The 23353-nt window shown below is 40.5% G+C and carries 21 protein-coding genes; 20 read left to right on the top strand and 1 reads right to left on the bottom strand.

The features are described from left to right. Positions 1 to 124 precede the first annotated feature (124 nt). The 13 genes from A8L44_RS01775 to A8L44_RS01720 all read left to right on the top strand — a co-directional run bounded on the left by A8L44_RS01775 (position 125) and on the right by A8L44_RS01720 (position 12836). Positions 125 to 1063, top strand: coding sequence for an aspartate carbamoyltransferase catalytic subunit (locus tag A8L44_RS01775; protein ID WP_066100647.1), 939 nt, complete (start codon positions 125 to 127; stop codon positions 1061 to 1063). Then, complete coding sequence (locus tag A8L44_RS01770; RefSeq protein WP_066100644.1) at positions 1026 to 2312, top strand: dihydroorotase; 1287 nt, start codon at positions 1026 to 1028, stop codon at positions 2310 to 2312. Before A8L44_RS01775 ends, A8L44_RS01770 begins: the two co-directional genes overlap by 38 nt. Then, positions 2309 to 3397 carry a carbamoyl phosphate synthase small subunit gene (locus tag A8L44_RS01765; RefSeq protein ID WP_066100640.1) on the top strand — a complete coding sequence of 363 codons (1089 nt, stop codon included), beginning with the start codon at positions 2309 to 2311 and terminating at the stop codon, positions 3395 to 3397. The genes A8L44_RS01770 and A8L44_RS01765 overlap by 4 nt, the downstream gene beginning before the upstream one ends. Beyond that, positions 3394 to 6606: a carbamoyl-phosphate synthase large subunit gene (gene carB / locus A8L44_RS01760; RefSeq protein ID WP_066100637.1), complete on the top strand. Its 3213-nt coding sequence runs from the start codon at positions 3394 to 3396 to the stop codon at positions 6604 to 6606. The genes A8L44_RS01765 and carB overlap by 4 nt, the downstream gene beginning before the upstream one ends. Beyond that, the gene (locus A8L44_RS01755; protein ID WP_066100634.1) at positions 6603 to 7364 is read left to right on the top strand and encodes a dihydroorotate dehydrogenase electron transfer subunit; all 762 of its coding nucleotides are present in this window, start codon (positions 6603 to 6605) and stop codon (positions 7362 to 7364) included. Before carB ends, A8L44_RS01755 begins: the two co-directional genes overlap by 4 nt. Further along, positions 7361 to 8305, top strand: coding sequence for a dihydroorotate dehydrogenase (locus A8L44_RS01750; protein WP_066100632.1), 945 nt, complete (start codon positions 7361 to 7363; stop codon positions 8303 to 8305). Before A8L44_RS01755 ends, A8L44_RS01750 begins: the two co-directional genes overlap by 4 nt. Continuing rightward, positions 8277 to 8990 carry an orotidine-5'-phosphate decarboxylase gene (gene pyrF / locus A8L44_RS01745; RefSeq protein WP_066100629.1) on the top strand — a complete coding sequence of 238 codons (714 nt, stop codon included), beginning with the start codon at positions 8277 to 8279 and terminating at the stop codon, positions 8988 to 8990. Before A8L44_RS01750 ends, pyrF begins: the two co-directional genes overlap by 29 nt. After that, positions 8987 to 9616 (top strand): orotate phosphoribosyltransferase, encoded by a 630-nt coding sequence (gene pyrE, locus A8L44_RS01740; protein WP_066100627.1) that lies wholly within the window; start codon positions 8987 to 8989, stop codon positions 9614 to 9616. The genes pyrF and pyrE overlap by 4 nt, the downstream gene beginning before the upstream one ends. 258 nt (positions 9617 to 9874) lie before the next feature. After that, a complete protein-coding gene (locus A8L44_RS18385) occupies positions 9875 to 10354 on the top strand; it encodes a DNA-formamidopyrimidine glycosylase family protein (protein WP_077247938.1) in 480 nt (159 codons plus the stop codon). After that, on the top strand, positions 10308 to 10712 hold the full coding sequence (locus tag A8L44_RS18380; RefSeq protein WP_077247980.1) for a zinc finger domain-containing protein: 405 nt from the start codon (positions 10308 to 10310) through the stop codon (positions 10710 to 10712). Before A8L44_RS18385 ends, A8L44_RS18380 begins: the two co-directional genes overlap by 47 nt. 137 nt (positions 10713 to 10849) lie before the next feature. Beyond that, positions 10850 to 11596 (top strand): SDR family NAD(P)-dependent oxidoreductase, encoded by a 747-nt coding sequence (locus tag A8L44_RS01730; protein ID WP_066100623.1) that lies wholly within the window; start codon positions 10850 to 10852, stop codon positions 11594 to 11596. A 311-nt stretch (positions 11597 to 11907) separates the two neighbouring features. Next, on the top strand, positions 11908 to 12174 hold the full coding sequence (locus A8L44_RS01725) for an autorepressor SdpR family transcription factor (RefSeq protein WP_066100620.1): 267 nt from the start codon (positions 11908 to 11910) through the stop codon (positions 12172 to 12174). A 26-nt stretch (positions 12175 to 12200) separates the two neighbouring features. After that, complete coding sequence (locus tag A8L44_RS01720) at positions 12201 to 12836, top strand: SdpI family protein (RefSeq protein WP_066100617.1); 636 nt, start codon at positions 12201 to 12203, stop codon at positions 12834 to 12836. A 43-nt stretch (positions 12837 to 12879) separates the two neighbouring features. Here A8L44_RS01720 and A8L44_RS01715 read toward each other — a convergent pair whose 3' ends face one another. After that, positions 12880 to 14583 carry an Rqc2 family fibronectin-binding protein gene (locus A8L44_RS01715; RefSeq protein WP_066100614.1) on the bottom strand — a complete coding sequence of 568 codons (1704 nt, stop codon included), beginning with the start codon at positions 14581 to 14583 and terminating at the stop codon, positions 12880 to 12882. Between the two features lie 136 nt (positions 14584 to 14719). Here A8L44_RS01715 and A8L44_RS01710 point away from each other — a divergent pair, with 136 nt between their 5' ends. The 7 genes from A8L44_RS01710 to priA all read left to right on the top strand — a co-directional run bounded on the left by A8L44_RS01710 (position 14720) and on the right by priA (position 23333). After that, positions 14720 to 17389, top strand: coding sequence for a calcium-translocating P-type ATPase, SERCA-type (locus A8L44_RS01710; RefSeq protein WP_066100611.1), 2670 nt, complete (start codon positions 14720 to 14722; stop codon positions 17387 to 17389). Positions 17390 to 17483: 94 nt separating this feature from the next. Then, positions 17484 to 18359 carry a YicC/YloC family endoribonuclease gene (locus A8L44_RS01705; RefSeq protein WP_066100608.1) on the top strand — a complete coding sequence of 292 codons (876 nt, stop codon included), beginning with the start codon at positions 17484 to 17486 and terminating at the stop codon, positions 18357 to 18359. Positions 18360 to 18418: 59 nt separating this feature from the next. Beyond that, positions 18419 to 18682, top strand: coding sequence for an extracellular matrix/biofilm regulator RemA (remA, locus tag A8L44_RS01700; RefSeq protein WP_066100607.1), 264 nt, complete (start codon positions 18419 to 18421; stop codon positions 18680 to 18682). 9 nt (positions 18683 to 18691) lie between these two features. Beyond that, a complete protein-coding gene (gmk, locus tag A8L44_RS01695; protein ID WP_066102291.1) occupies positions 18692 to 19309 on the top strand; it encodes a guanylate kinase in 618 nt (205 codons plus the stop codon). 1 nt (position 19310) lies between these two features. Next, positions 19311 to 19529 (top strand): DNA-directed RNA polymerase subunit omega, encoded by a 219-nt coding sequence (gene rpoZ, locus A8L44_RS01690; RefSeq protein ID WP_066100606.1) that lies wholly within the window; start codon positions 19311 to 19313, stop codon positions 19527 to 19529. Positions 19530 to 19707: 178 nt separating this feature from the next. Next, a complete protein-coding gene (gene coaBC / locus A8L44_RS01685; protein WP_066100603.1) occupies positions 19708 to 20922 on the top strand; it encodes a bifunctional phosphopantothenoylcysteine decarboxylase/phosphopantothenate--cysteine ligase CoaBC in 1215 nt (404 codons plus the stop codon). Then, positions 20919 to 23333: a primosomal protein N' gene (priA, locus tag A8L44_RS01680; RefSeq protein WP_066100600.1), complete on the top strand. Its 2415-nt coding sequence runs from the start codon at positions 20919 to 20921 to the stop codon at positions 23331 to 23333. Before coaBC ends, priA begins: the two co-directional genes overlap by 4 nt. Positions 23334 to 23353: the final 20 nt, after the last annotated feature.

Genomic DNA, 23353 nt, shown 5'->3' with positions numbered 1-23353 from the left:
GGGATTAGGTTAAGTACGACAATTCCAGTATGCGATATTGGGATGAATCGACTAAATAAACTAAAACCCTGATTCGTAAAAAACGAATTAGGGTTTTTTTTAGAATATGGGAGGCTGGTTGATTGTGAAACATTTACTTACGATGACAGATTTGTCGATTGAGGAAATTACAGGCTTGCTTTTAGATGCTGAGGCATTTGCTAATGGGGAAACGTGGATGCCAGCAAAAAGACACTTTGTAGCAAATTTATTTTTTGAAGCGAGCACGCGTACTAAAATCAGCTTTGAAATGGCACAGCGGAAGCTTGGGCTGGATGTAATCCCTTTTGAAGTGCAAACATCAAGTGTATTAAAAGGCGAAAGCCTATCCGATACAGTGAAGACTTTAGAAGCAATTGGAGTGGAAACCGTAGTAATTCGTCATTCAGAAGATAATTTTTTTGCAAATTTAATACAAAGTGGTGTATATTTATCCATAATGAATGCTGGTGATGGATGCGGGCATCATCCTACACAATGTTTATTGGACTTGATGACCATTAAACAGGAATTTCAAACGTTTCGAGGTTTAAAAGTGGCAATCATAGGAGATATCAGGCATAGCCGCGTAGCGCGATCAAATGCGGAAACACTGACCCGATTAGGCGCAAAGGTTGTTTTCTCAGGCCCACAAACTTGGGCGAATCCTCCGGGAAGTAATGTGGCCTATGAACCAATTGATGACGCTATCGAAAACGCAGATGTAGTTATGTTGCTCCGGATCCAGCATGAACGTCATTCAGTGGAAATGCCAATGAGCAAAATAGAATATTTGAACAGATATGGCTTGACGATTGAAAGGGAGAGACGGTTGAGGAGTAATTGTATAATTATGCATCCTGCGCCAGTGAACAGAGGTGTGGAAATTGATGATTCTTTAGTTGAATGCGCACGTTCGCGAATATTTAAACAAATGACCAATGGAGTATATGTGAGAATGGCTGCTTTAAAAAATAGTATCGAGCAAAGGGGAGGAGCGGCAAATCATGAATACAATTATAAAAAGTGCGCAATTTTATCTTGAGGATGGAACACAGGTCACAAAGGATATTTTAATTCAAAACGGAGTGATTTCCGATATCCAGGATGAATTGCAAAATCAGCAGGCAAACATCATTCATGCTAAAGGATTTTTATTGGCACCTGGTTTTATCGATTTGCATGTTCACCTAAGAGAGCCGGGAGGAGAACATAAAGAAACGATTGAAACAGGTACACAGGCTGCAGCAAAAGGCGGATTTACCACTGTAGCTGCTATGCCGAATACACGACCCGTTCCGGATACAGCCGAACATTTACGTTCGTTAAATAATAGAATAAGAGAAACGGCGAGCACAAGGGTATTGCCCTATGCATCAATTACAGTCAGGGAGCTCGGAAAGGAATTAACTGATTTTGAATCTCTGAAAAAATCCGGAGCATTTGCCTTTACAGATGACGGAGTCGGCATCCAGTCAGCTGGTATGATGCTTGAAGCTATGAAAAAAGCTGCAAAACTGGATATGACCATTGTCGCTCATTGTGAGGATAATTCGTTAATTCAAAGTGGATGTGTACATGAAGGAATCTATTCGAGAGAACATGAATTACCCGGCATCCCTTCAGTATGTGAAGCGGTCCATATTGCCAGGGATGTATTACTGGCCGAGACAACAGGGTGCCATTATCATGTTTGCCACATAAGCACGAAGGAGTCTGTAAGAACGGTTCGTGATGCCAAGAAAGCAGGCATACATGTAACAGCAGAGGTAACCCCCCATCATTTGTTACTGTCCGAAATGGACATTAAGGAGCTGGATCCTAATTTTAAAATGAATCCGCCTTTAAGAGGTGAGGATGACAAAAAAGCATTGCTAGAAGGCCTGTTAGACGGGACGATTGATTTTATCGCTACGGATCATGCCCCCCATTCAGAAGAAGAAAAATCACAACATATCAGGCTTGCACCGTTTGGCATAGTTGGATTAGAAACAGCTTTTCCGCTGTTGTATACATATTTGGTGAAAAAGGGAGCGATGACCCTGAAACAATTAATTGATTTCTTGACGATAAAACCAGCTCAAGCATTTAAACTTAACTACGGAAAAATAGAAATAGGAAGACAAGCGGATCTAGTTCTGATTGATTTAGAAGAAGAGCAAGTAATTAATCCTCAAACCTTTCTTTCCAAAGGAAAAAACACACCATTTGCTGGCCTGAGCTGTCAAGGATGGCCGGTTATGACGATTGTGGAAGGTAAAGTAGTTTGGCAGAAAGGAAGTCTAACTGAATGAAGAGACAATTAATTTTAGAAGATGGAACAATTTTTATTGGTGAAGCATTTGGAGGAGAAAGCGATAAAATTGGTGAGGTTGTATTTAATACGGGGATGACCGGTTATCAGGAGATTTTATCTGACCCTTCTTATTGTGGTCAAATTATTACGATGACTTATCCTTTAATCGGCAACTATGGAATCAATAGGGATGATTTTGAGTCAATCGCTCCGAGTCTCAGTGGCCTAATTGTAAAAGAAGTGGCTGATTTTCCTTCGAATTGGAGAAGTGATTTTTCTCTTGATGAATACATGAAAATAAAGAATATTCCTGGCATTGCAGGGATTGATACTCGGAAATTGACAAGAATGATTCGTGAAAGAGGTACAGTAAAAGGTGTAATTTGTTCAATAACTAAAGATGCTGAAACGATGCTCCACCAAGTGAAAGCAACTGTGCTGCCTCGTAATCAGGTTCAAAAGGTATCTACAAAAAAAGCGTTTCCCAGTCCAGGACGCGGTTATCGAGTAGTCGTGGTGGATTTCGGAATGAAGCATGGAATATTAAGAGAATTAAATAATCGAGGCTGTGATGTAATCGTTGTTCCTTATAATACTACCTTTGAAGAAATTATGACGCTGCGTCCGGATGGTATCATGCTGACAAATGGACCGGGAGACCCTGAAAATGTTCCGGAAGCGATTGAAATGATAAGAAAAATTATCGGAAAAGTGCCAATGTTCGGTATTTGTCTCGGTCACCAGTTGTTCGCTTTAGCATGTAATGCTGAAACTAAAAAAATGAAATTTGGGCATCGCGGTTCCAATCACCCAGTTAAAGATTTAAAAACAGGTAAAATTGCACTGACCTCGCAAAACCATGGATACACAGTAAAATATGACTCTATTGAACAAACAGACTTGGAAGTTACGCATATTGCATTAAATGATGGAACGATTGAGGGATTAAGACATAAATACTACGATGCTTTCACCGTCCAATATCACCCGGAATCATCGCCTGGCCCGGAGGACGCAAATTATTTATTTGATCAATTCATTAGCATGATTGAGAGATCCAAACTGAAGGAGGCAGTAAAATGAGTAAACGTACAGATATTAAATCCATCCTGGTTATTGGATCCGGACCGATTGTAATCGGCCAGGCAGCAGAATTTGATTATGCGGGTACACAAGCTTGTCTGGCATTAAAAGAAGAAGGGTATCGTGTAGTCCTGGTAAATTCCAACCCGGCTACAATTATGACAGACACGGAAATTGCAGATGCGGTTTATATTGAGCCATTAACGTTAGAGTTTGTCAGTAAAATCATCCGTAAAGAACGCCCTGATGCTTTATTGCCCACACTTGGAGGCCAAACTGGACTAAATCTGGCTGTAGAACTGTCCAATTCTGGAGTGCTCGAGGAATGCAGTGTTGAAATTCTGGGAACAAAGCTATCGGCAATTGAGCAGGCTGAGGACCGTGATCTATTCCGAACCTTAATGAACGAATTGAATGAACCGGTTCCTGACAGCGCAATTATTCATAATCTGGAAGAAGCCGAGGCTTTTGTTCAGACTGTAGGATACCCTGTAATTGTACGACCGGCTTATACACTTGGAGGGACAGGCGGCGGAATCTGTTCAAACGAAGAGGAATTACGCGAGATTGTAGCCGGTGGTCTCAAGAGCAGTCCTGTCACCCAATGCTTGCTGGAAAAAAGTATTGCAGGGTTCAAGGAAATTGAATATGAAGTCATGAGAGATTCGAATGATAATGCAATCGTGGTTTGTAACATGGAAAATATCGATCCTGTCGGAATACATACGGGAGATTCGATTGTAGTGGCACCGAGCCAAACATTGAGTGATCGAGAATATCAATTATTGCGCAATGCGTCGTTGAAAATTATTCGTTCTTTAAAAATTGAAGGAGGCTGTAATGTTCAGCTTGCTCTTGATCCAGATAGCTTCAATTACTACATTATCGAGGTTAACCCAAGGGTGAGCCGTTCGTCTGCACTTGCTTCTAAAGCAACCGGTTATCCCATTGCAAAGCTTGCAGCTAAAATTGCAGTTGGTTTGACACTTGATGAGATGATCAATCCCGTAACTGGAAAAACATATGCGAGCTTTGAACCGGCACTTGATTATGTCGTAACCAAAATACCACGCTGGCCTTTTGATAAATTTGAGGAAGGGAACAGAACCCTCGGAACGCAAATGAAAGCAACTGGTGAGGTTATGGCAATTGGCAGAACGTTCGAGGAATCTCTATTAAAAGCAATTCGCTCCCTAGAGGTTGGAATCTTACACTTTGAATTGCCCAAGGCTGAGATGATTATGGATGAAGAGATTGAAAAACAAATTAAAAAAGCAACAGATGAACGTCTATTTTATATTGCTGAAGGGCTGAAGCGCGGATTAACGATTCAGTTGATCCATGAATGGTCTCGGATTGATTTATTCTTTCTGCATAAATTTGCAAAGATTGTTGAGATGGAAGCTAAACTATTAGAAGCCCCCTTCCATCCGGGATATACATTAATAGCCAAAAAACTTGGTTTCTCTGATTATATCTTAGCAAAGCTTTGGAATAGCTCTGAATTGGAAGTGTATCAATGGCGCATGGACAATCAAATTAAACCGGTATTTAAAATGGTCGATACCTGTGCTGCGGAGTTTGAATCTGAAACACCATATTTTTACTCCACTTATGAGGATGAGAATGAATCAATCGTAACACCAAAGAGGAGTGTCGTCGTACTTGGTTCAGGACCCATTCGAATCGGGCAGGGAGTTGAATTTGATTACGCAACTGTTCATTCTGTCTGGGCGATTAAAGAGGCCGGCTATGAAGCGATTATTATAAACAGCAATCCGGAAACGGTCTCAACTGATTTTAGCATATCAGACAAATTATATTTTGAGCCCTTAACGATTGAAGATGTGATGAATGTCATAGATTTAGAAAAACCAGAAGGGGTTATTGTACAATTTGGCGGCCAGACTGCCATTAATCTTGCCTCAGCCCTTGTAGAAAGAGGAGTTAAGATACTGGGAACGTCTTTAGAGGATGTGGATCGATCTGAAAATCGCGATATGTTTGAGCAAGCCTTAACGGAACTGAATATCCCGCAGCCTAAAGGGAAAACAGCCTTGTCAGTGGAGGAAGCAGTCGAAGTGGCTGATGAGATTGGATACCCTATTTTGGTAAGGCCGTCCTATGTTCTCGGTGGAAGGGCAATGGAGATCGTGGATGATCAGGAGGATTTACTGCATTATATGGAAAATGCCGTAAAGATAAATCCGAAGCATCCTGTATTAATCGATCGTTATTTAACAGGGAAAGAAATTGAAGTGGATGCGATTTCTGATGGTGAAACAGTTGTTATTCCGGGAATCATGGAGCATATTGAACGGGCTGGCGTCCATTCCGGCGATTCTATAGCAGTCTACCCTCCACAGAATCTATCAGAGAGTATGAAAGAAAAAATCATAGATTATACGATTAAACTGGCAAAGGGTTTAAATATCATTGGCTTGTTTAATATCCAATATGTAGTCTCCAATAATGAAGTGTATGTAATTGAAGTTAATCCCCGTTCAAGCAGGACTGTGCCGTTCTTAAGCAAGATCACTAATGTTCCAATGGCAAACTTGGCTACTAAGGTCATTTTGGGACAAAAGCTTAAAGATTATGGTTTCGAAAATGGTCTTGTATCTGAAAAGACGGGTGTTTACGTAAAAGTACCGGTATTTTCATTCGCGAAGCTACGCCAGGTTGAAATTACGCTCGGACCAGAAATGAAGTCAACAGGTGAAGTGCTGGGAAAAGACGATACATTACAAAAGGCTTTGTATAAAGGGTTAATTGCATCAGGAATTCAGATAAAGCAATATGGAACTGTCCTCTTGACTGTTGCGGATAAAGACAAAGAAGAGGCCGTTTTACTTGCGGAACGTTTCAATGAAATCGGCTATCAAATCATTGCTACAGAGGGAACGGCTCAAGCGTTAGATCAAGCGAATATTCCATGTCGAATTGTTGGAAAAATTGGCAGTGAAGAGCCGAACTTATTGGATATGATTCATAATGGCAAAGCACAGCTGGTTATTAATACGTTAACCAAGGGAAAACAGCCTGAACGTGATGGCTTTAGAATTCGTCGTGAGTCGGTTGAAAATGGGATTCCTTGCATGACTTCCTTGGATACGGCCAATGCCATTTTAACAGTACTGGAATCGCTAACGTTTTCGACAACTAAAATGAACCATATGCAAACAGCCAAGGAGGCAATCAGCTTATGATTCAAAAAGAGATGATGACAGTCGTCAGCCATCGAATGATTGTACCGAAAATATTTGAAATGACTATGGAGGGGACGCTTGTCTCCTCCATGACAATGCCCGGACAATTTGTACATATCAAAGTATCGGATGGGATAGGTCCTTTGCTGCGCAGGCCAATCAGCATATGTCAGATTGACCCTGAGCAATCTCGTTTTACAATCGTTTACAGAGCGGAAGGAAAGGGAACCAGCATTCTTTCTGAAAAAAAGCCGGGGGAAAAAGTCGATGTGCTTGGTCCGCTTGGCAATGGGTTTACGATTGAGGAAGTGAACCCGGGAGGAAAAGCACTTTTGATTGGCGGAGGAATTGGAATACCACCTTTATTACAGCTATCAAGAGATTTAACGGCAAAAGGTGTATCTGTCATTCATATTTTTGGTCTCCGTACCAAAGCTGATATTTTTTATGAGAACGAATTTGCTGAGCTCGGGGAGACCATTGTCACAACTGAAGACGGGACGTACGGAATAAAAGGATATGTAACAAATGCTTCAGCTCCGTTGGACATTGATGTGGTTTATGCATGTGGACCAACACCGATGCTAAAGGCCGTTAAGGATAAATATGAAGGGAAAAAGGTGTTTATTTCGCTTGAAGAGAGAATGGGCTGCGGAATAGGAGCCTGCTTTGCCTGTGTGTGCCGTACCCCGGAAAATGGTTACCGGAAGATATGTACGGATGGCCCGGTATTTCGTTCAGAGGAGGTGGTCATATGAATAATCAATTACGTATGCAGCTGCCTGGATTAGCCTTAAAAAATCCGATTATGCCGGCATCTGGTTGTTTCGGGTTTGGCAGGGAATACAGCCAGTTCTATGATCTCGGAAAGTTGGGTGCCGTCATCATTAAATCAACGACTCTTGAACCGCGTTTTGGAAATCCGACCCCAAGAGTAGCGGAAACAAATGCAGGGATGCTAAATGCTATTGGACTTCAAAACCCTGGCTTGGAGCATGTGATGAATGAGGAACTTCCATGGCTTGATACGTACGATGTACCGATTATTGCTAATGTGGCAGGAACCTTGATGGAGGATTACGTGGAGACGGCGAAACGGATCAGTACAGCTCCGAATGTGCATGCTCTTGAACTAAATATTTCCTGTCCGAATGTAAAATGCGGCGGTATTCAATTTGGTACCGATCCGTCTGTGGCTAAAGAATTAACTAAAGCGGTAAAAGAAGTATCTTCAGTGCCAGTCTACGTTAAATTGTCTCCGAATGTCAGCGATATAGTTTCCATTGCGAAGGCAGTCGAAGAAGGCGGTGCTGATGGACTGACGATGATTAATACACTAATAGGAATGCGTATTGATCTCAAAACAGCCCAGCCGATTTTAGCGAATCGGACAGGCGGTTTATCAGGGCCGGCTATTAAGCCGGTTGCGATTCGAATGATTCATGATGTTAGCTCACAGGTTTCGATTCCTATCATTGGCATGGGCGGCATTGAAACAGCAGAGGATGTAATTGAATTCCTATATGCAGGTGCGAGTGCGGTTGCGGTTGGAACAGCAAACTTCATTAATCCGTTTGTAATGCCAGAGATTATTGACGCTCTGCCAGATCTTATTTTATCACTCGGGTTTGATCATATATCTGAATGTATAGGAAGGAGTTGGAATAAGAATGCGCAGTACACCGGTTATCGCGCTTGATTTTCCTAATAGAGAGCTTACCTTGCGTTTTTTACATAAATTTAATGATGAAAAACTGGCTGTTAAAGTAGGTATGGAGCTTTATTACGGAGAAGGTCCTTCTATCATCACTGCAATTAAAGGATTGGGACATGACATTTTTTTGGACTTGAAATTGTACGATATTCCTAATACGGTTGGAAAAGCAATGGAGACAGTGGCAAGACTGGGAGTCGATATGGTTAATGTTCATGCAGCAGGCGGAAGAAAGATGATGGAATATGCGCTTGATGGTCTTGAAAAGGGTACCTCTACTGGAGAAAAAAGACCGCTATGTATAGCGGTTACGCAATTGACAAGCACAAGTGAAGAGCAGATGCAAAGAGAGCAATTCATTCAGACAACCCTGGCTGAAAGTGTCATTCATTATAGTCAATTAGCAAAAGAATCAGGTCTTGATGGAGTAGTTTGCTCCGTACATGAAGTACAGCAAATTAAAAATCAGGTTGGTCGAAATTTCGTAACAGTTACTCCGGGAATTCGTCTGGCCAGTGATGCAGCAGGAGACCAACAAAGGGTGGCTACACCGTTTATGGCTAGTAGGCAGGGCAGTGATTTTATCGTTGTGGGAAGAAGTATTACAACGGCAGAGAATCCAATAGAGGCCTATTATAAGATAGTTGAAGAATGGGAGAGACCGATATGAAAAGAAAAATAGCAGAGCATTTATTATCTATTCAAGCTGTAGCCTTACAGCCAAGCAATCCATTTACTTGGTCATCAGGTATCAAATCCCCGATTTATTGTGATAATCGATTAACGATGTCTTACCCGGAAGTACGGAGGGATGTAGCGAGAGGCCTAGCTCAATTAATAAAAGAAAAATTTCCTGAAGCTGAGATTATTGCAGGAACAGCTACAGCAGGCATTCCGCATGCTGCCTGGGTAAGTGAACAGCTAGATTTGCCGATGATTTATGTTCGTTCCAGTGCAAAAGGGCATGGAAAAGGAAATCAAATTGAAGGGAAAGCGGAAAAGAATGATAAAGTAGTCATCGTGGAGGATTTGATTTCAACAGGAGGAAGTTCGATCACATGTGCCAAGGCATTACGTGAAGCCGGTTGTGATGTACTAGGGGTTGTATCGATCTTTACATATGAAATGGATAAAGCAAGAATTGCATTTGCTGATAGCGAGGTTCCATATTACCCCTTAAGCGATTATTCAACTCTTATCGAAGTTGCGGAAGAACATCAGTACGTGACAAAGGAGGAGCTGAATAAGCTCCGCAAATGGAAGCAAAACCCTTATGATGAGAGCTGGGTTAACTAAAAACATAAAGAATCAGTGGGATAAAATCTGAAATAGTTGGATTTTATCTCTTTTTATTTGTGTCTGTTAAACTTAGATGTTGATAAATATATAATCTGATTGACCGATTGCTAGAATTAGAGGAAGAGTATGCAGCAAGCTGCCAACAAGAAATATCATAATGAAAAAGACTGAGTGGTTATATTCAGCCTTTTTGTTCGTTCGGTTCTTCGGAATAGTCTCCGATGAGGTAAATTTGCATAAAAGGGGGAATGGAGAATGGCAGAGTTACCCGAAATCTATCAATTAAGTACCCAGATGAATGACTCTCTCTCGGGCAAACAAATCGAACGGGTGGAAATAAAGCAGGAAAAGTGCTGCAATGTTTCGGGGTTGGTATTTTCATCACGAGTAATAGGATCAACGGTTAAAGCGGTTCAAAATAAAGGGAAAGGGATCATCGTTTCCCTATCGAATGGAGAAAACATGTTAATTTCGCTCGGGATGGGAGGGGATTTGCTTTATTTTGAACCTATTTCATCCAATCCCGTTCAGGAAAAATATCAATTCCTCATCCAATTTCAAGATGGGACAGGGTTTTCCATCCGATTTTGGTGGTTTGGAAAAGTGTATATCGCCAATGATCAAGAAATCAAAGAAGAAAAAATAATTAAAGCTATTGCTTTCACCCCATTCGATAAGGAATTTACCTATGACTATTTCAGACAGTTGGTTAACGGGAAAAAAAGCGGGAATTAAATCCTTCTTGTTGAATCAAAAAAACGTCGGCGGAATCGGCAATATGTATATTCACGATATCTTGTTTGAAAGCGGAATCCATCCTCAGAAGAAAGTATCCGACCTATCGGAAGAAGAGGTCAAAAACCTCTATAACAATATGCATAAACAATTGCATCATTCTTTATCCAAGGGGAGTTTTTCTCTTGAAAAGGATTTTTACGGACATAACGGTGAGTACTTGACGAGTGATTTTCAAATTGCGTATAAAAAAGGGGAACCTTGCCCTAGATGCGGGGAGACCATTCAATCAATCAAAACAGGGAGCACCACTTCATACATTTGCCCTGCGTGTCAGAGGTTATCAAAGACGGAATGAAATATTCTGTCTTTTTCTTGATCGTATTCATCCAGGGAACATCCGTTTTAGTTAGACAATCCCACTTGAAAATGCTTGGAAATACCAAAATTGGGTAAAGGTGTGAGTGTGAATGTGAATAAAAAGGAGGAAAGATCATGGGGAGACTGGATGGAAAAGTGGCAATTATCACGGGTGCATCACGAGGAATGGGTTCTGAACACGTTAGAGAGTTTGTCAAAGAAGGAGCTAAAGTAGTGATTACGGATATACTCGAAGCGGAAGGAAGGACGTTATCGAAAGAGCTCGGGGAGAACACACTATTTGTGAAACACGATGTTACCAATCCAGACGATTGGAAACATGTCATAAACCAAGCGGTTGAAGCCTTTGGCCCTGTTACGGTTTTGGTGAATAATGCTGGATATGCTGGCCCTGTGTCTTCGCTGACCGATTTGGCAGATGAAGACTACCTCAAAATCATAAGTATAGACCAACATGGAACCTTCTATGGGATGAAAGCGTTAATTCCGCATATGATTGAGGCGGGGGGAGGCTCAATTGTGAATATTTCATCTACCGCAGGATTAAGACATGTCAATGGAACCCCCAATGTGGCGTATACGGCAGCCAAACATGCGGTTAACGGTTTGACGAAAGCAGCAGCCGTAGAATACGCCGACAAGAATATTCGAATCAATGTGATATGTCCAGGGGGTGTATTAACCCCACTGCTAAAAGAAACCTATACGCAAGAACAACTGGATATGTATGCTACATCTCCGATAGGGCGATTATCAGACCCACAAGAAATCTCTAAACCAGTCTTGTTTTTAGCCTCGGACGACGCCTCCTATATAACGGGAGCGGAATATGTCGTGGATGGGGGACTATTAGCTAGATAGCTCAATCGGGGACAGGTGAAAATCAACCGACTGGCCGTCTTCAGAGGCTCAAAAAAATATCAGGGAAGATCCCTGATATTTTTTATTGGCAGTCTTTTTCTCCCCCCACTTTAGCAAGTGTGTATAAGGAGGAAATTTAAGAAGATAACAAAACAGGTTAATATAACTGTGGATATACTTTGATCCTGTTCATAATTAAATTTTTTAATTCTTAGGTTGCTACCTATTTACAAGGCTATCTTTACCGTTTATTATTTAAGTAATTACTTAATTACTTATACATCATCAAATATTTATGGGGGTTATTGAAAATGAATGAGACTTTTAAAGCTTTATCGGACCCCACACGCAGAAAAATTCTTGATTTATTAAAAGATGGTGATTTAACAGCCGGGGAGATACATGAACATTTTGATATGTCCAAGCCAAGCATATCTCAGCATTTAAAAATCTTGAAAAGCGCAGGCTTAGTCCATCATATCAAAAAGGGGCAATATGTGTATTATTCTTTAAATACAACTGTTCTGCAGGATCTGATCAGTTGGGCATATGGGATTACTCAGCCCCAAAAAGATTAAAACAGATAAAGAAAGAGGGGAAAATTATGAAAAGGAATATTTTTCCAATTACTTTAATTGCCATATCAATCATTAGCTGGCTGGCCTTTTTCCCATCCTTACCTGCAGAGGTGCCGATTCATTGGGGTAAAGATGGAGCAGATGGATTTCAATCGAAGGGAGCTGCTTTTTTTACCTTGCATTCCATTATGATTTTTACTTATGTTCTCATGATGGTAATTCCTAAAATTGATCCGAAAAAGAAAAATTTTAATTATTTTTCAAAAGGTTATCTGATCATTAATTATGCACTTATTACATTGTTTTTTGTTATCAATATGATTACATTACTCATATGTCTGGGAATTGATATCCCAATGGAACGTTTGGCTGGGCCTATTGTAGGTCTGCTATTTATGATTCTTGGAAATTATATTCAGCAAGCAAGAACTAATTTTTTTGTTGGTATACGAACGCCCTGGACACTCAGCAATGATGAAGTTTGGAGAAAGACGCATCGTTTAGGCGGCAAGTTATTTATGGGTGGGGGCCTACTCATTTTCCTTACGATTTTCATGCCTGCAGATTGGGAGTATTATATGATCATGGGTGTAACTGCCATTATAGTGATTGTGCCAACAGGCTATTCATATTTTCTATTTAGAGCAATAACAAAAGAATGATATAATGAAAACGCAGCGGAAGATTTAGTCCGCTGCGTTTTTTCTATGCTTTTAAGGATAAAACCACTTCTTCATCCGGGGTAACATAGTAGGTTGTTTGATTATCATAGGTTACAAAGCCCGGTTTTGCTCCAGCTGGTTTTTTGACATGCCTGATTAGTGTAGAGTCTACCGGAACTTGGCTCGACTGCCTGGCTTTACTGAAATAGGCAGCCAGAATGGCGGCTTCTTTTATCGTTTGTTCGGTAGGGTTTGCATCGCGGATGACAACATGGGATCCCGGAATATCCTTTGTATGGAACCAAAGCTGATTTTTAGCCGCTAGGCGATTGGTTAAATATTCATTCTGCTTATTGTTTTTACCTACCAAAATTTCAATGCCATCACTGGACAAATAGGAATCAAGGACAGGTTTTAAATCTTTTTTCTTACCTTGCTTTTTGGTATATCTTTTTTTCACATATCCGCCTTCTTCAAGCTCTTCACGGATTTCCTGCAAATCTCTTGGTGAGGCAGTGTTCATTTGGTGGATTAAATTATCGAGATATTGAATTTCCTCATTTGTTTTTTCGATTTGATCGATTACAAAGGATTTGGCGTTCTTTGCCTTTTGGTATTTAGAAAAATACCATTGAGCATTTTCAGAAGGGGTTTTTCGGACATCGAGCTCAATCAAAAGAGTAGGTTGATTTTCATCATAATAATCAATTACTTCAGCACTCTTCATTCCTTTGTTCAAAGCGTAAATATGACCGGTTATCAGTTCCCCGTATTTCTTGAATATTTCTGCCTTCTCTGAATCCTGCAGAGTCTCTTCTAATTTTATTAGTTTCTTTTCATTTTTTTCTTTTTCATTTGAGAGAATTCTCTCCAGGTCATGCGCTTGCTGCTTGACGCGATCCCGATCCGCTTTTTGATAATAAAAGCGATCTAACAATAAGCTTAGCGAAGGGAATTCCTTCTTATCACCTTTCAAATGCTGAAGGGGGATGAGGTAAAAAGCTTCCTTATCACCTGTAACCAATGTTGGCTGATAATTATGTGATTTTAATTGCTCCATTATTATATTGAAGCTCTCTGGAACGGTCTCCCTGTTTACGAGTCCAGCCCTGTATGTTATTTCTTTCGCAAGAAGAGGAGAGATACCAGCAAACTGTGTGACCAATTGTTTATCAATTTTGCCAGCAAAATAATCAATATGTGTCAAGCCTTTATCTATATCTGATAGCGGATTGATTTTATTCTGAGCTGGCGGCAAAACGTAGGAATGACCTGGCAATAATGTCCTGTAGCTGTTTAAAGCAGGCGGTACATGCTTGATACAGTCTATGATCATATTTCTTTCTTTATCAACAAGAATAATATTGCTGTGTTTGCCCATTATCTCTATGATTAATAATTTTTGAGTTATGTCGCCGATTTCATTGCGCCCTCTAATCTCAAATTTAATGATTCTTTCCAATTCAGGCTGTTCGATTTTCTCTATAAAATAGCCTTCCAAATGTTTACGAAGCAGCATGCAAAACATGGGTGCTTCTGAAGGGTTATCCGTGTTTTCTTCTGTTAGTTGTACACGAGCATAGCTGGGATGTGCAGACAACAGAAGCTTATGATTGGTTCTGCCTGCGCGAATGACTAGCAGTAATTCATTTTTATAGGGCTGATGAATTTTTGTTATTCGTCCACCAGTTAACGTCTCTGATAATTCTTCGGTCATTGCTCTTGTAAAAAAACCGTCAAAGGACATATATGTGACACCTTCTTTAGTAAGTATTCGAATTATAAATCTCCATTCAAACAAGTATAGCATTTTTTAGGACAACTCTGAATAAACATGTACCAAAGAAAGTTATTCGGATTGTTAAGGAGGTTGTATCCGTCACATGAAACTTGCAGAAATGGACAAAGAAAAGCTACAATCCGCTTTTGGAGTACATACAAAAAAAGGGTTAAGTCATCAGGAAGCAAAAAAAAGGTTAAACCAATACGGAGAAAATGAATTAGCAGAAGGAGAAAAGCAATCTGCTTTAATTCTGTTTTTTCAGCAGTTTAAAGATTTTATGGTCCTTATCCTGCTTGCGGCTACTCTCGTTTCAGGTTTGCTGGGAGAGTATATTGATGCAATTGCCATTATCATGATCGTATTGATTAATGGTTTATTAGGGTTCTTTCAGGAAAGGAAAGCAGAAAAATCGCTGTCGGCTTTAAAGGAAATGGCTGCACCTCAAATGATTGTATTACGTGATGGGTTATGGTCGAAAATTCCGGCTAAAGAATGTGTTCCGGGAGATATAGTAAAGTTTTCAAGTGGCGACCGTATTGGTGCAGATATGAGGATTTTCCAGCAGTATAATCTTGAAATAGAAGAATCTGCATTGACAGGTGAATCGCTCCCTGTTGCTAAAACGGAAGAACCAAAAAGAGATGGGCAAGACGGAATCGGCGATCAGGTTAATATGGCATTTATGGGAACGATGGTAACACGTGGGTCAGGTGAGGGTATAGTTGTTGCGACAGGAATGAAAACGGCAATGGGCCAAATCGCAGATCTGCTGCAAAATGCCAATACGCAACAGACACCTTTGCAGCTTCGCCTGGAACAACTGGGAAAGATACTCATTGTTGTTGCATTACTGCTGACTTTATTGGTTGTAGGAATTGGTGTTTTACAAGGAAATAACTTATACACCATGGTTCTTGCGGGAGTATCTTTAGCCGTAGCTGCTATTCCGGAAGGTTTACCGGCTATTGTTACGGTAGCCTTATCCCTGGGAGTCCAGCGAATGATTCGACAGAAAGCAATCGTAAGGAAACTGCCTGCTGTAGAAACATTGGGCTGTGCATCAGTCATTTGTTCTGATAAAACAGGGACGATGACTGAGAATAAGATGATGGTGACTAAGGTTTGGGTTTCAGGGCAGCAGTGGTCAGTGTCTGGGAAGGGGTTTGATCCAACCGGTAAGTTTGAATGTGTGAGCGGTCATCAGGATGATACAGAGCTGAAGCAATTGCTAACCTATGGTATCCTCTGTAACAACTCTGAGCTTAAGCTTAAAAAGAAAAAGTATTATATAGATGGGGATCCGACTGAAGGAGCTATGCTTGTTGCCGCTATGAAGAAGGGAATTGACCGCCAGCTTTTATTCGAAAAGTATAAGATTTTAAAGGAGTTTCCTTTTGAATCAGAACGTAAATTAATGAGTGTATTGGTAAAGGATCATAACGGAAGGCAATTTGTCATTACTAAAGGGGCACCTGATGTTTTACTTGGGAAATGTACAACGGTTATGTCCAATGGAAGAGTGCAGCATATGGACGAGCAACTTCGTGAGTCCATAGGGAATACAACTGAACATATGGCTGAACAAGCATTAAGGACAATTGCGGTTGCCTACAAAAGTGTACCAGCCAATCAAGCAATTCTTGACCAAACGGATGCTGAAAATGAATTGATATTCCTTGGCCTTGAAGGAATGATGGATCCACCGCGTCCAGAAGTAAGGAAAGCGGTGCTGGAATGTCGCGATGCCGGTATTAAAACGGTGATGATAACCGGCGATCACTTAATAACAGCAAAGGCTATCGGTAAACAATTGGAGATATTCCGCGAAGGAGACCGTGTGCTGACCGGTAAAGATTTAGATGCGATGTCTGTGGATGATTTGGAAAATATCGTTGATGAGACGACTGTTTTTGCCCGTGTTTCACCAGAGCATAAATTAAAAATAGTCAGTGCCTTTCAACGAGTAGGACATATAGTGGCTATGACAGGAGACGGAGTGAATGATGCACCTGCTATAAAGGCTGCAGATATTGGAATAGCGATGGGTATATCCGGTACAGATGTGGCCAAAGAAACATCTTCTTTAATTTTATTGGACGATAATTTTGCAACCATAAAATCGGCCATAAGAGAAGGCAGAAATATTTACGAAAATATTCGTAAATTCGTACGCTATTTATTAGCATCAAATGTAGGAGAGATTTTAGTTATGCTATTTGCGATGGTCATAGGATTGCCCTTGCCTTTATTGCCAATCCAGATTTTATGGGTAAACCTGGTTACCGATGGATTGCCGGCTATGGCACTGGGACTCGATCAACCTGAAGAAAATGTGATGAAGCGGGGTCCGCGTCATCCAAAAGAAGGCGTATTCGCTAGGGGATTGGGGTGGAAAATCATATCAAGAGGATTCTTGATTGGTATCGCCACATTGCTCGCGTTTATAACTGTATATAAATCAAACCCTGATAATTTACAATATGCTCAGACCGTAGCCTTTGTAACTTTGGTTCTTGCACAATTAATCCATGTATTTGACTGCAGAAGTGAAAAATCAATCTTTTCAAGAAACCCATTTGGCAATATGTATCTTGTATGGGCAGTCGTTTCTTCTTTAATTCTTATGCTGATTGCCTTGTACTATCCACCTTTACAAACCGTTTTCCATACGGTGCCGATTGCCCCTCGTGATTGGCTATTAATTGTCGGAATGGCGTCTATTCCAACTTTTTTATTGGCGGGTACATTTTATGTAAGTAAATCTAAATAAATTGTGATATAATTTTTAAGGTAGTAGAGTGAGCTCTATTACCTTTTTATTTTATATTAGCGTGTATAATGTTACTGATTGGAGCTGGGGCCGGATGATTTTAAGCATGACAGGGTATGGAAGAGCGAAGACAGAAAACGATTCTTTATCCATAACCATTGAGATGAAAAGTGTGAATCATCGTTTTTTTGAATGCAGTATCCGATCACCTCGTCAACTGCTCATGTATGAAGACAGGATTAAAAAGATTATTCAGCAAAAGCTGCATAGAGGTAGAATAGAAGTATTTATCAGCCTTCAGGGTGAAGGAACCGTTAAAAGAACGATGACACCTAATTGGGATTTAATTGACCAATTCATGAATATATCTACTGAATTCAATAATAAGTACAGTGCGTTTGCAGAACCGGAGATGACTGATTTGCTTCATCTCGAACATATTATCTCTATTGATGAGAAGGAAGAAGTTAATGCCGATCTTGAGAAAATGCTGCTTGGTACGGTAGAAAAAGCTGCTTCTCGCTTGTCAAATATGCGGGAAACAGAAGGTGAGTTCCTAAAGAGCGATTTAACTGAGCATATTAAAAAATTTGATGCAGAGGTTGAGGATGTCAGGGAGCGTGCACCGGAAGTTGTTAAGCAATATAGCAGCCGTCTCAAACAAAAGCTTGAAGAAGCAGTTGGAGATATCTTTGATCCAAACAGGCTGTTAACAGAAGTAGCTTTATTTACAGATAAAGCAGACATACATGAAGAAGTTTCAAGGTTGAAAAGCCATATTGCACAATTTCTAGAATCATTGGAGGCAAGCGGTCCGATTGGAAGAAAGCTTGATTTTCTCATCCAGGAGATGAATCGGGAAACAAATACAATCGGCTCTAAAGCAAACGATGCAATAATTGCAAGAAAAGTTGTCGAGATGAAAACAATTCTTGAGAAAATGAAGGAACAGGTTCAAAATGTAGAATAATACAGTTTATGACAGTACATACAAGCATACACTAGGTAAGAGGGATGGAGGCTGCTTCAATGTCCATAAAGTTGATTAATATTGGATTTGGGAATATAGTTTCTGCTAATCGCATTGTTACCATTGTAAGTCCTGAATCTGCACCTATTAAAAGGATTATTCAGGATGCCAGGGACAAGGGTTCGCTTATAGATGCTACATATGGAAGAAGAACACGCGCAGTGATTATAACCGATAGTGACCATGTGGTTCTTTCAGCGGTACAGCCGGAGACCGTGGCTGCGAGGTTACATGACCGTGATGAGAGCGTGTTGGAAGGATAGGTGATTGTTTTGGAGGAAAAAGGGTTATTAATAGTTTTATCAGGTCCATCTGGAGTGGGGAAAGGTACAGTCAGAAAGGCGATTTTTTCTCAGCCGGATGTTGATTTTCAATATTCAATTTCAGCAACTTCCAGAAAACCTCGTGAGGGAGAAGTTGATGGGGTGGATTATTTCTTTAAATCAAAGGAACAATTTGAAGATATGATTGCCAATGATGAACTTTTGGAGCATGCTGAATATGTGGGAAATTATTATGGCACACCAATTGAATACGTTCGCCAAACGTTAAATGAAGGCAAGGATGTATTTCTTGAAATAGAAGTACAAGGAGCGCGTCAGGTTCGTGAGAAGTTTCCTGACGGTTTATTTATTTTCCTTGCTCCGCCAAGCCTTAAGGAGCTTGAAAATCGAATCGTAACAAGAGGCACGGAAACAGATGAGTTAATCCGTAACCGAATGAAAGCGGCTCGGGAAGAAATCGAAATGATGAATCTTTACGATTATGTAGTTGAAAATGATCGTGTAGAGCATGCGTGCGAGCGCATCAATGCAATCGTGGTGGCTGAACATCTACGCCGTGAACGAGTAGAAAAAAGATACAAAAAATTATTGGAGGATGATAAATAATATGTTATACCCATCTATTGACTCACTATTGACAAAAATTGATTCTAAATATTCTTTGGTATCCGTTGCAGCTAAACGTGCACGTTATATGCAGGAATCTGGAGAAAGCACAAAAATTGCAAAGCCGGTATCTCATAAATATGTTGGAAAAGCGCTTGAGGAAATCCATTCTGGTGACTTAACGTATCGAGTGGTAACTGAAGGTCGTCAAGACTTTTAATAGGCAATGCTTTCGAAAAAACAACCTTACGATTGATAATAAGGTTGTTTTTTTTTGCTGGCTGATGATATGTTTTCGAATTATAGTAAAACATATTAGTGCAAATTTAATAGATAATATATGATATAAAAGATGTATATAAAGGAATTCTCAAGAATACCAGTTATGGAGTGATTAGATGCTTGATAATAAGAAGATACTTGTTTGTGTAACAGGAGGTATTGCTGTATACAAATCGGCCGCCTTAACAAGTAAACTTGTTCAGGCCGGTGCGCAAGTAAAGGTAATAATGAGTGAATCAGCAACTAAATTCGTGATGCCGTTAACTTTTCAGGCTTTATCCAAAAACGATGTTTATATAGATACATTCGACGAGAAAATCCCTGGTAAAATCGCACATATTGAGCTCGCTGACTGGGCGGATGTCATTCTGGTTGCACCTGCTACAGCCAATATTATAGGGAAATTGGCAAATGGAATTGCCGATGATATGATTTCAACTACCTTGCTGGCAGCAACGGCGCCTGTTATGATTGCCCCGGCTATGAATGTCCATATGTATCACCATAAAGCTGTACAGCGAAATATGGCGCAGCTACGGGAAGATGACTATTTATTTATGGAGCCTTCAGAAGGCTATTTAGCCTGTGGGTATGTTGGTAAGGGAAGGCTGGAAGAACCCGAAACAATTGTTGCTAATTTAGAAGATTTTTTTGCTGAAGAAAAGAAATCATTAAGTGGCAGAAAAGTCCTGATTACAGCTGGTCCAACCCGTGAACGAATCGACCCGGTACGTTATATATCCAATTTTTCGAGCGGTAAAATGGGATATGCTTTAGCGGAGGTGGCAAGAAGCATGGGAGCTGAGGTTACATTGGTGTCAGGCCCGGTGTCATTGGACGCTCCTGCAGGTGTCAAAGTAATTAAAGTAGAAAGTGCTTCCGAAATGTATGAAGCGGTAATGGATGTAATGGATGAGCAGCATATTATTATTGGTACAGCTGCTGTAGCTGATTATAAACCAGCTGTTTATGAGAATCAAAAGGTGAAGAAACAAGCAGGCGACAGTACGCTTGAACTGACTCGTACAAAGGATATTCTCCGAGAGGTTGGTAAGAGAAAAACAAACCAAATCTTGATAGGTTTTGCAGCTGAAACGAATGATTTGGATGAGTATGCAAAGAAAAAGCTGGTTAAGAAAAATGCTGATATGATTGTCGCTAATAATGTGACCCATGAAGGTGCCGGGTTCGGAACGGATACCAATATTGTTACCTTATATAAAAAGGATGGCAGTTTCAGAGAACTTCCTTTACTAAGTAAAGCTGAAGTTGCCAAAGAAATATTGAAAGAAATAGAATCACTGCAAGTAAATGAGGATCACTCTTTATGATAGCAGAAGTAATCGTAGATGTACCGGCCCAGCAAACGGACCGTCCATTCGATTATAAAATCCCGGAAAAATGGGCCGGCATTATTCGTGAGGGAATGCGAGTGACAGTTCCTTTTGGCCCAAGGAAGTTGCTTGGCTTCGTCGTAAGAATAAAGGAGCATACAGAAGTAAAGGGCTTAAAATCAATCAGCAGTTTATTAGATATTGAACCAGCGCTAAATAACGAATTATTGGATGTAGGACATTGGCTCGCGGATGAGACGATGTGTTTTAAAATATCAGCATTCCAGGCAATGCTTCCAGCAGCATTGAAAGCAAAGTATGAAAAACAAATCCGGCTTGCTCCAGGTAAGCAGACAAATGATCTCCCAATACAAATCCAGTATTTGTTCAGTAAAGCGGAAGCCGTCAGCTGGATTAAGATTCAAAATGACGAGCTTTTGTCCTGTATAAAGACTGAAATTGACAATGGAAATCTTGAAATTACTGTTCAGGTATCTGATAAAACAAAAATAAAAAAGCAAAAATATATAGCGTCATTGCTAACAAGGAACGAGTTGCTTGAACAATTAGACCACTTAAATGCGAATGCCAGCAATCAGAAAAAACTAGTATCCTATCTTGTAGAACATCCTGGAGAGCAATTGCTGGCAAAAGTGCTGGAAGAAACGAATATTAACAGTTCCTCTGCCATCAAACCTCTTGTTTCAAAAGGAATCGTTCAGATTACTGAGAAAGAGGAATATCGTAATCCATATGCGGAAGGCCAATTTACAAAGGATCAATGCCTGAAGTTAACAGATAACCAACAGGCAGCTATTAATCCGATTAAGTTAGCTATAAAGGAAAATCGAAATGAAAATTTCCTATTGTATGGTGTAACGGGAAGCGGCAAAACGGAAATCTATTTACAATCCATCAAGCAAATCGTAGATAAAGGGAAGGAAGCCATTGTTTTGGTGCCCGAAATTTCTTTAACACCCATGATGGTGACTAGATTTAAGCGACGATTTGGAGATTTGGTAGCCGTATTACATAGCGGCCTGTCTCATGGTGAAAAATATGATGAATGGCGCAAAATACAACGCGGAGAAGTTAAGGTTGTAGTTGGTGCCCGTTCCGCTGTATTTGCACCGTTTACTAATTTAGGTCTGATTATTATTGATGAGGAGCATGAGGGTAGTTATAAACAGGAAGAAACACCTCGTTATCATGCACGCGATGTAGCACTTAAACGGGCGGCCTATCACAATTGTCCGGTTGTCCTCGGCAGTGCTACACCGTCTCTGGAGAGTTTTGCAAGAGCGAAAAAAGGTGTATATACGTTGTTAACATTAAATAGCAGAGTAAACGATCAGGCTTTACCAGCTGTTTCAGTCGTTGATATGAGGGATGAAATGAGAGGGGGAAACCGCTCGATGTTCTCCGGCCTATTATTTGAAAAGCTGAAGGATCGTGTAGACAAAGGGGAACAGACTGTTCTCTTGTTAAATAAAAGAGGACATTCATCCTTTGTGATGTGCCGAAACTGCGGACTAGTAGTTACATGTCCAAATTGTGATATATCAATGACATATCATCGTGTTCAAGCGCTTATGAAATGCCATTATTGCGGTCTTGAAGAACGGGTTCCAGAGGTTTGTCCTGACTGCGGCAGTGACCATATCCGTTTTTTTGGTACAGGAACTCAAAAGGTTGAGGAAGAGCTGGGGAAATTGCTGCCGCATGCCAGAGTCATTCGAATGGATGTGGATACAACCAGACGCAAAGGAGCACATGAAGCGTTGCTGAAAAAATTCGAAGATGGACAAGCAGATATTCTTCTTGGTACGCAGATGATTGCCAAAGGCCTCGACTTTCCAAGAGTGACTTTGGTAGGGGTTCTTACTGCAGATACAATGCTGCACTTACCTGACTTCCGCTCATCAGAACGTACCTTTCAGCTACTAACGCAGGTCAGTGGGCGTGCCGGAAGACATGAATTGCCAGGCGAAGTGGTAATTCAAACCTATACTCCTGAACATTACAGCATTCAACTGGCATCAGAGCAGGATTATGACGGTTTCTTTATGAGAGAGATGTTCTTACGGAAACAAAATGACTATCCTCCCTATTATTATATCGCGCTTTTAACAATTTCTCATGAAGATGTGATGAAAACGGTGGAAGCAGCCGAGAAAATAGCAGCATTTATTAAGCGGCAGGTAGGGCCGGAAACGGTTGTATTTGGACCATCTGCTTCCCCAATGTCTCGAATCAACAATAGATATAGGTACCAATGTCTGATAAAATACAAGCGGGAACCTAATCTAAGTACAATTTTAAAAAAATTGAATGAAACATATGGACGTAATGCCACCCAATCAGGGTTACAATTATCGATTGATGTCAATCCGTTCATTATGATGTAAATAGAAAGGCGGAAAAGAAT

Source organism: Bacillus sp. FJAT-27986 (assembly GCF_001685035.1).
Taxonomy (GTDB): domain Bacteria; phylum Bacillota; class Bacilli; order Bacillales; family Pradoshiaceae; genus Pradoshia.
The sequence above is the reverse complement of the archived record's forward strand: the minus strand, read 5'-3'. Positions and strand labels throughout refer to the sequence as shown.

Bases quoted from the DNA above. Each gene is read 5' to 3' on its own strand.
- A8L44_RS01755 (WP_066100634.1), top strand. From the start codon at position 6,603: ATGATTCAAAAAGAGATGATGACAGTCGTCAGCCATCGAATGATTGTA.
- carB (WP_066100637.1), top strand. From the start codon at position 3,394: ATGAGTAAACGTACAGATATTAAATCCATCCTGGTTATTGGATCCGGA.
- A8L44_RS01765 (WP_066100640.1), top strand. From the start codon at position 2,309: ATGAAGAGACAATTAATTTTAGAAGATGGAACAATTTTTATTGGTGAA.
- A8L44_RS18385 (WP_077247938.1), top strand. From the start codon at position 9,875: ATGGCAGAGTTACCCGAAATCTATCAATTAAGTACCCAGATGAATGAC.
- A8L44_RS01710 (WP_066100611.1), top strand. From the start codon at position 14,720: ATGAAACTTGCAGAAATGGACAAAGAAAAGCTACAATCCGCTTTTGGA.
- A8L44_RS01705 (WP_066100608.1), top strand. From the start codon at position 17,484: ATGATTTTAAGCATGACAGGGTATGGAAGAGCGAAGACAGAAAACGAT.
- A8L44_RS01715 (WP_066100614.1), bottom strand. From the start codon at position 14,583: ATGTCCTTTGACGGTTTTTTTACAAGAGCAATGACCGAAGAATTATCA.
- A8L44_RS18380 (WP_077247980.1), top strand. From the start codon at position 10,308: ATGACTATTTCAGACAGTTGGTTAACGGGAAAAAAAGCGGGAATTAAA.
- A8L44_RS01720 (WP_066100617.1), top strand. From the start codon at position 12,201: ATGAAAAGGAATATTTTTCCAATTACTTTAATTGCCATATCAATCATT.
- A8L44_RS01770 (WP_066100644.1), top strand. From the start codon at position 1,026: ATGAATACAATTATAAAAAGTGCGCAATTTTATCTTGAGGATGGAACA.
- pyrF (WP_066100629.1), top strand. From the start codon at position 8,277: ATGCGCAGTACACCGGTTATCGCGCTTGATTTTCCTAATAGAGAGCTT.
- A8L44_RS01725 (WP_066100620.1), top strand. From the start codon at position 11,908: ATGAATGAGACTTTTAAAGCTTTATCGGACCCCACACGCAGAAAAATT.
- coaBC (WP_066100603.1), top strand. From the start codon at position 19,708: ATGCTTGATAATAAGAAGATACTTGTTTGTGTAACAGGAGGTATTGCT.
- A8L44_RS01750 (WP_066100632.1), top strand. From the start codon at position 7,361: ATGAATAATCAATTACGTATGCAGCTGCCTGGATTAGCCTTAAAAAAT.
- A8L44_RS01730 (WP_066100623.1), top strand. From the start codon at position 10,850: ATGGGGAGACTGGATGGAAAAGTGGCAATTATCACGGGTGCATCACGA.
- rpoZ (WP_066100606.1), top strand. From the start codon at position 19,311: ATGTTATACCCATCTATTGACTCACTATTGACAAAAATTGATTCTAAA.
- priA (WP_066100600.1), top strand. From the start codon at position 20,919: ATGATAGCAGAAGTAATCGTAGATGTACCGGCCCAGCAAACGGACCGT.
- remA (WP_066100607.1), top strand. From the start codon at position 18,419: ATGTCCATAAAGTTGATTAATATTGGATTTGGGAATATAGTTTCTGCT.
- pyrE (WP_066100627.1), top strand. From the start codon at position 8,987: ATGAAAAGAAAAATAGCAGAGCATTTATTATCTATTCAAGCTGTAGCC.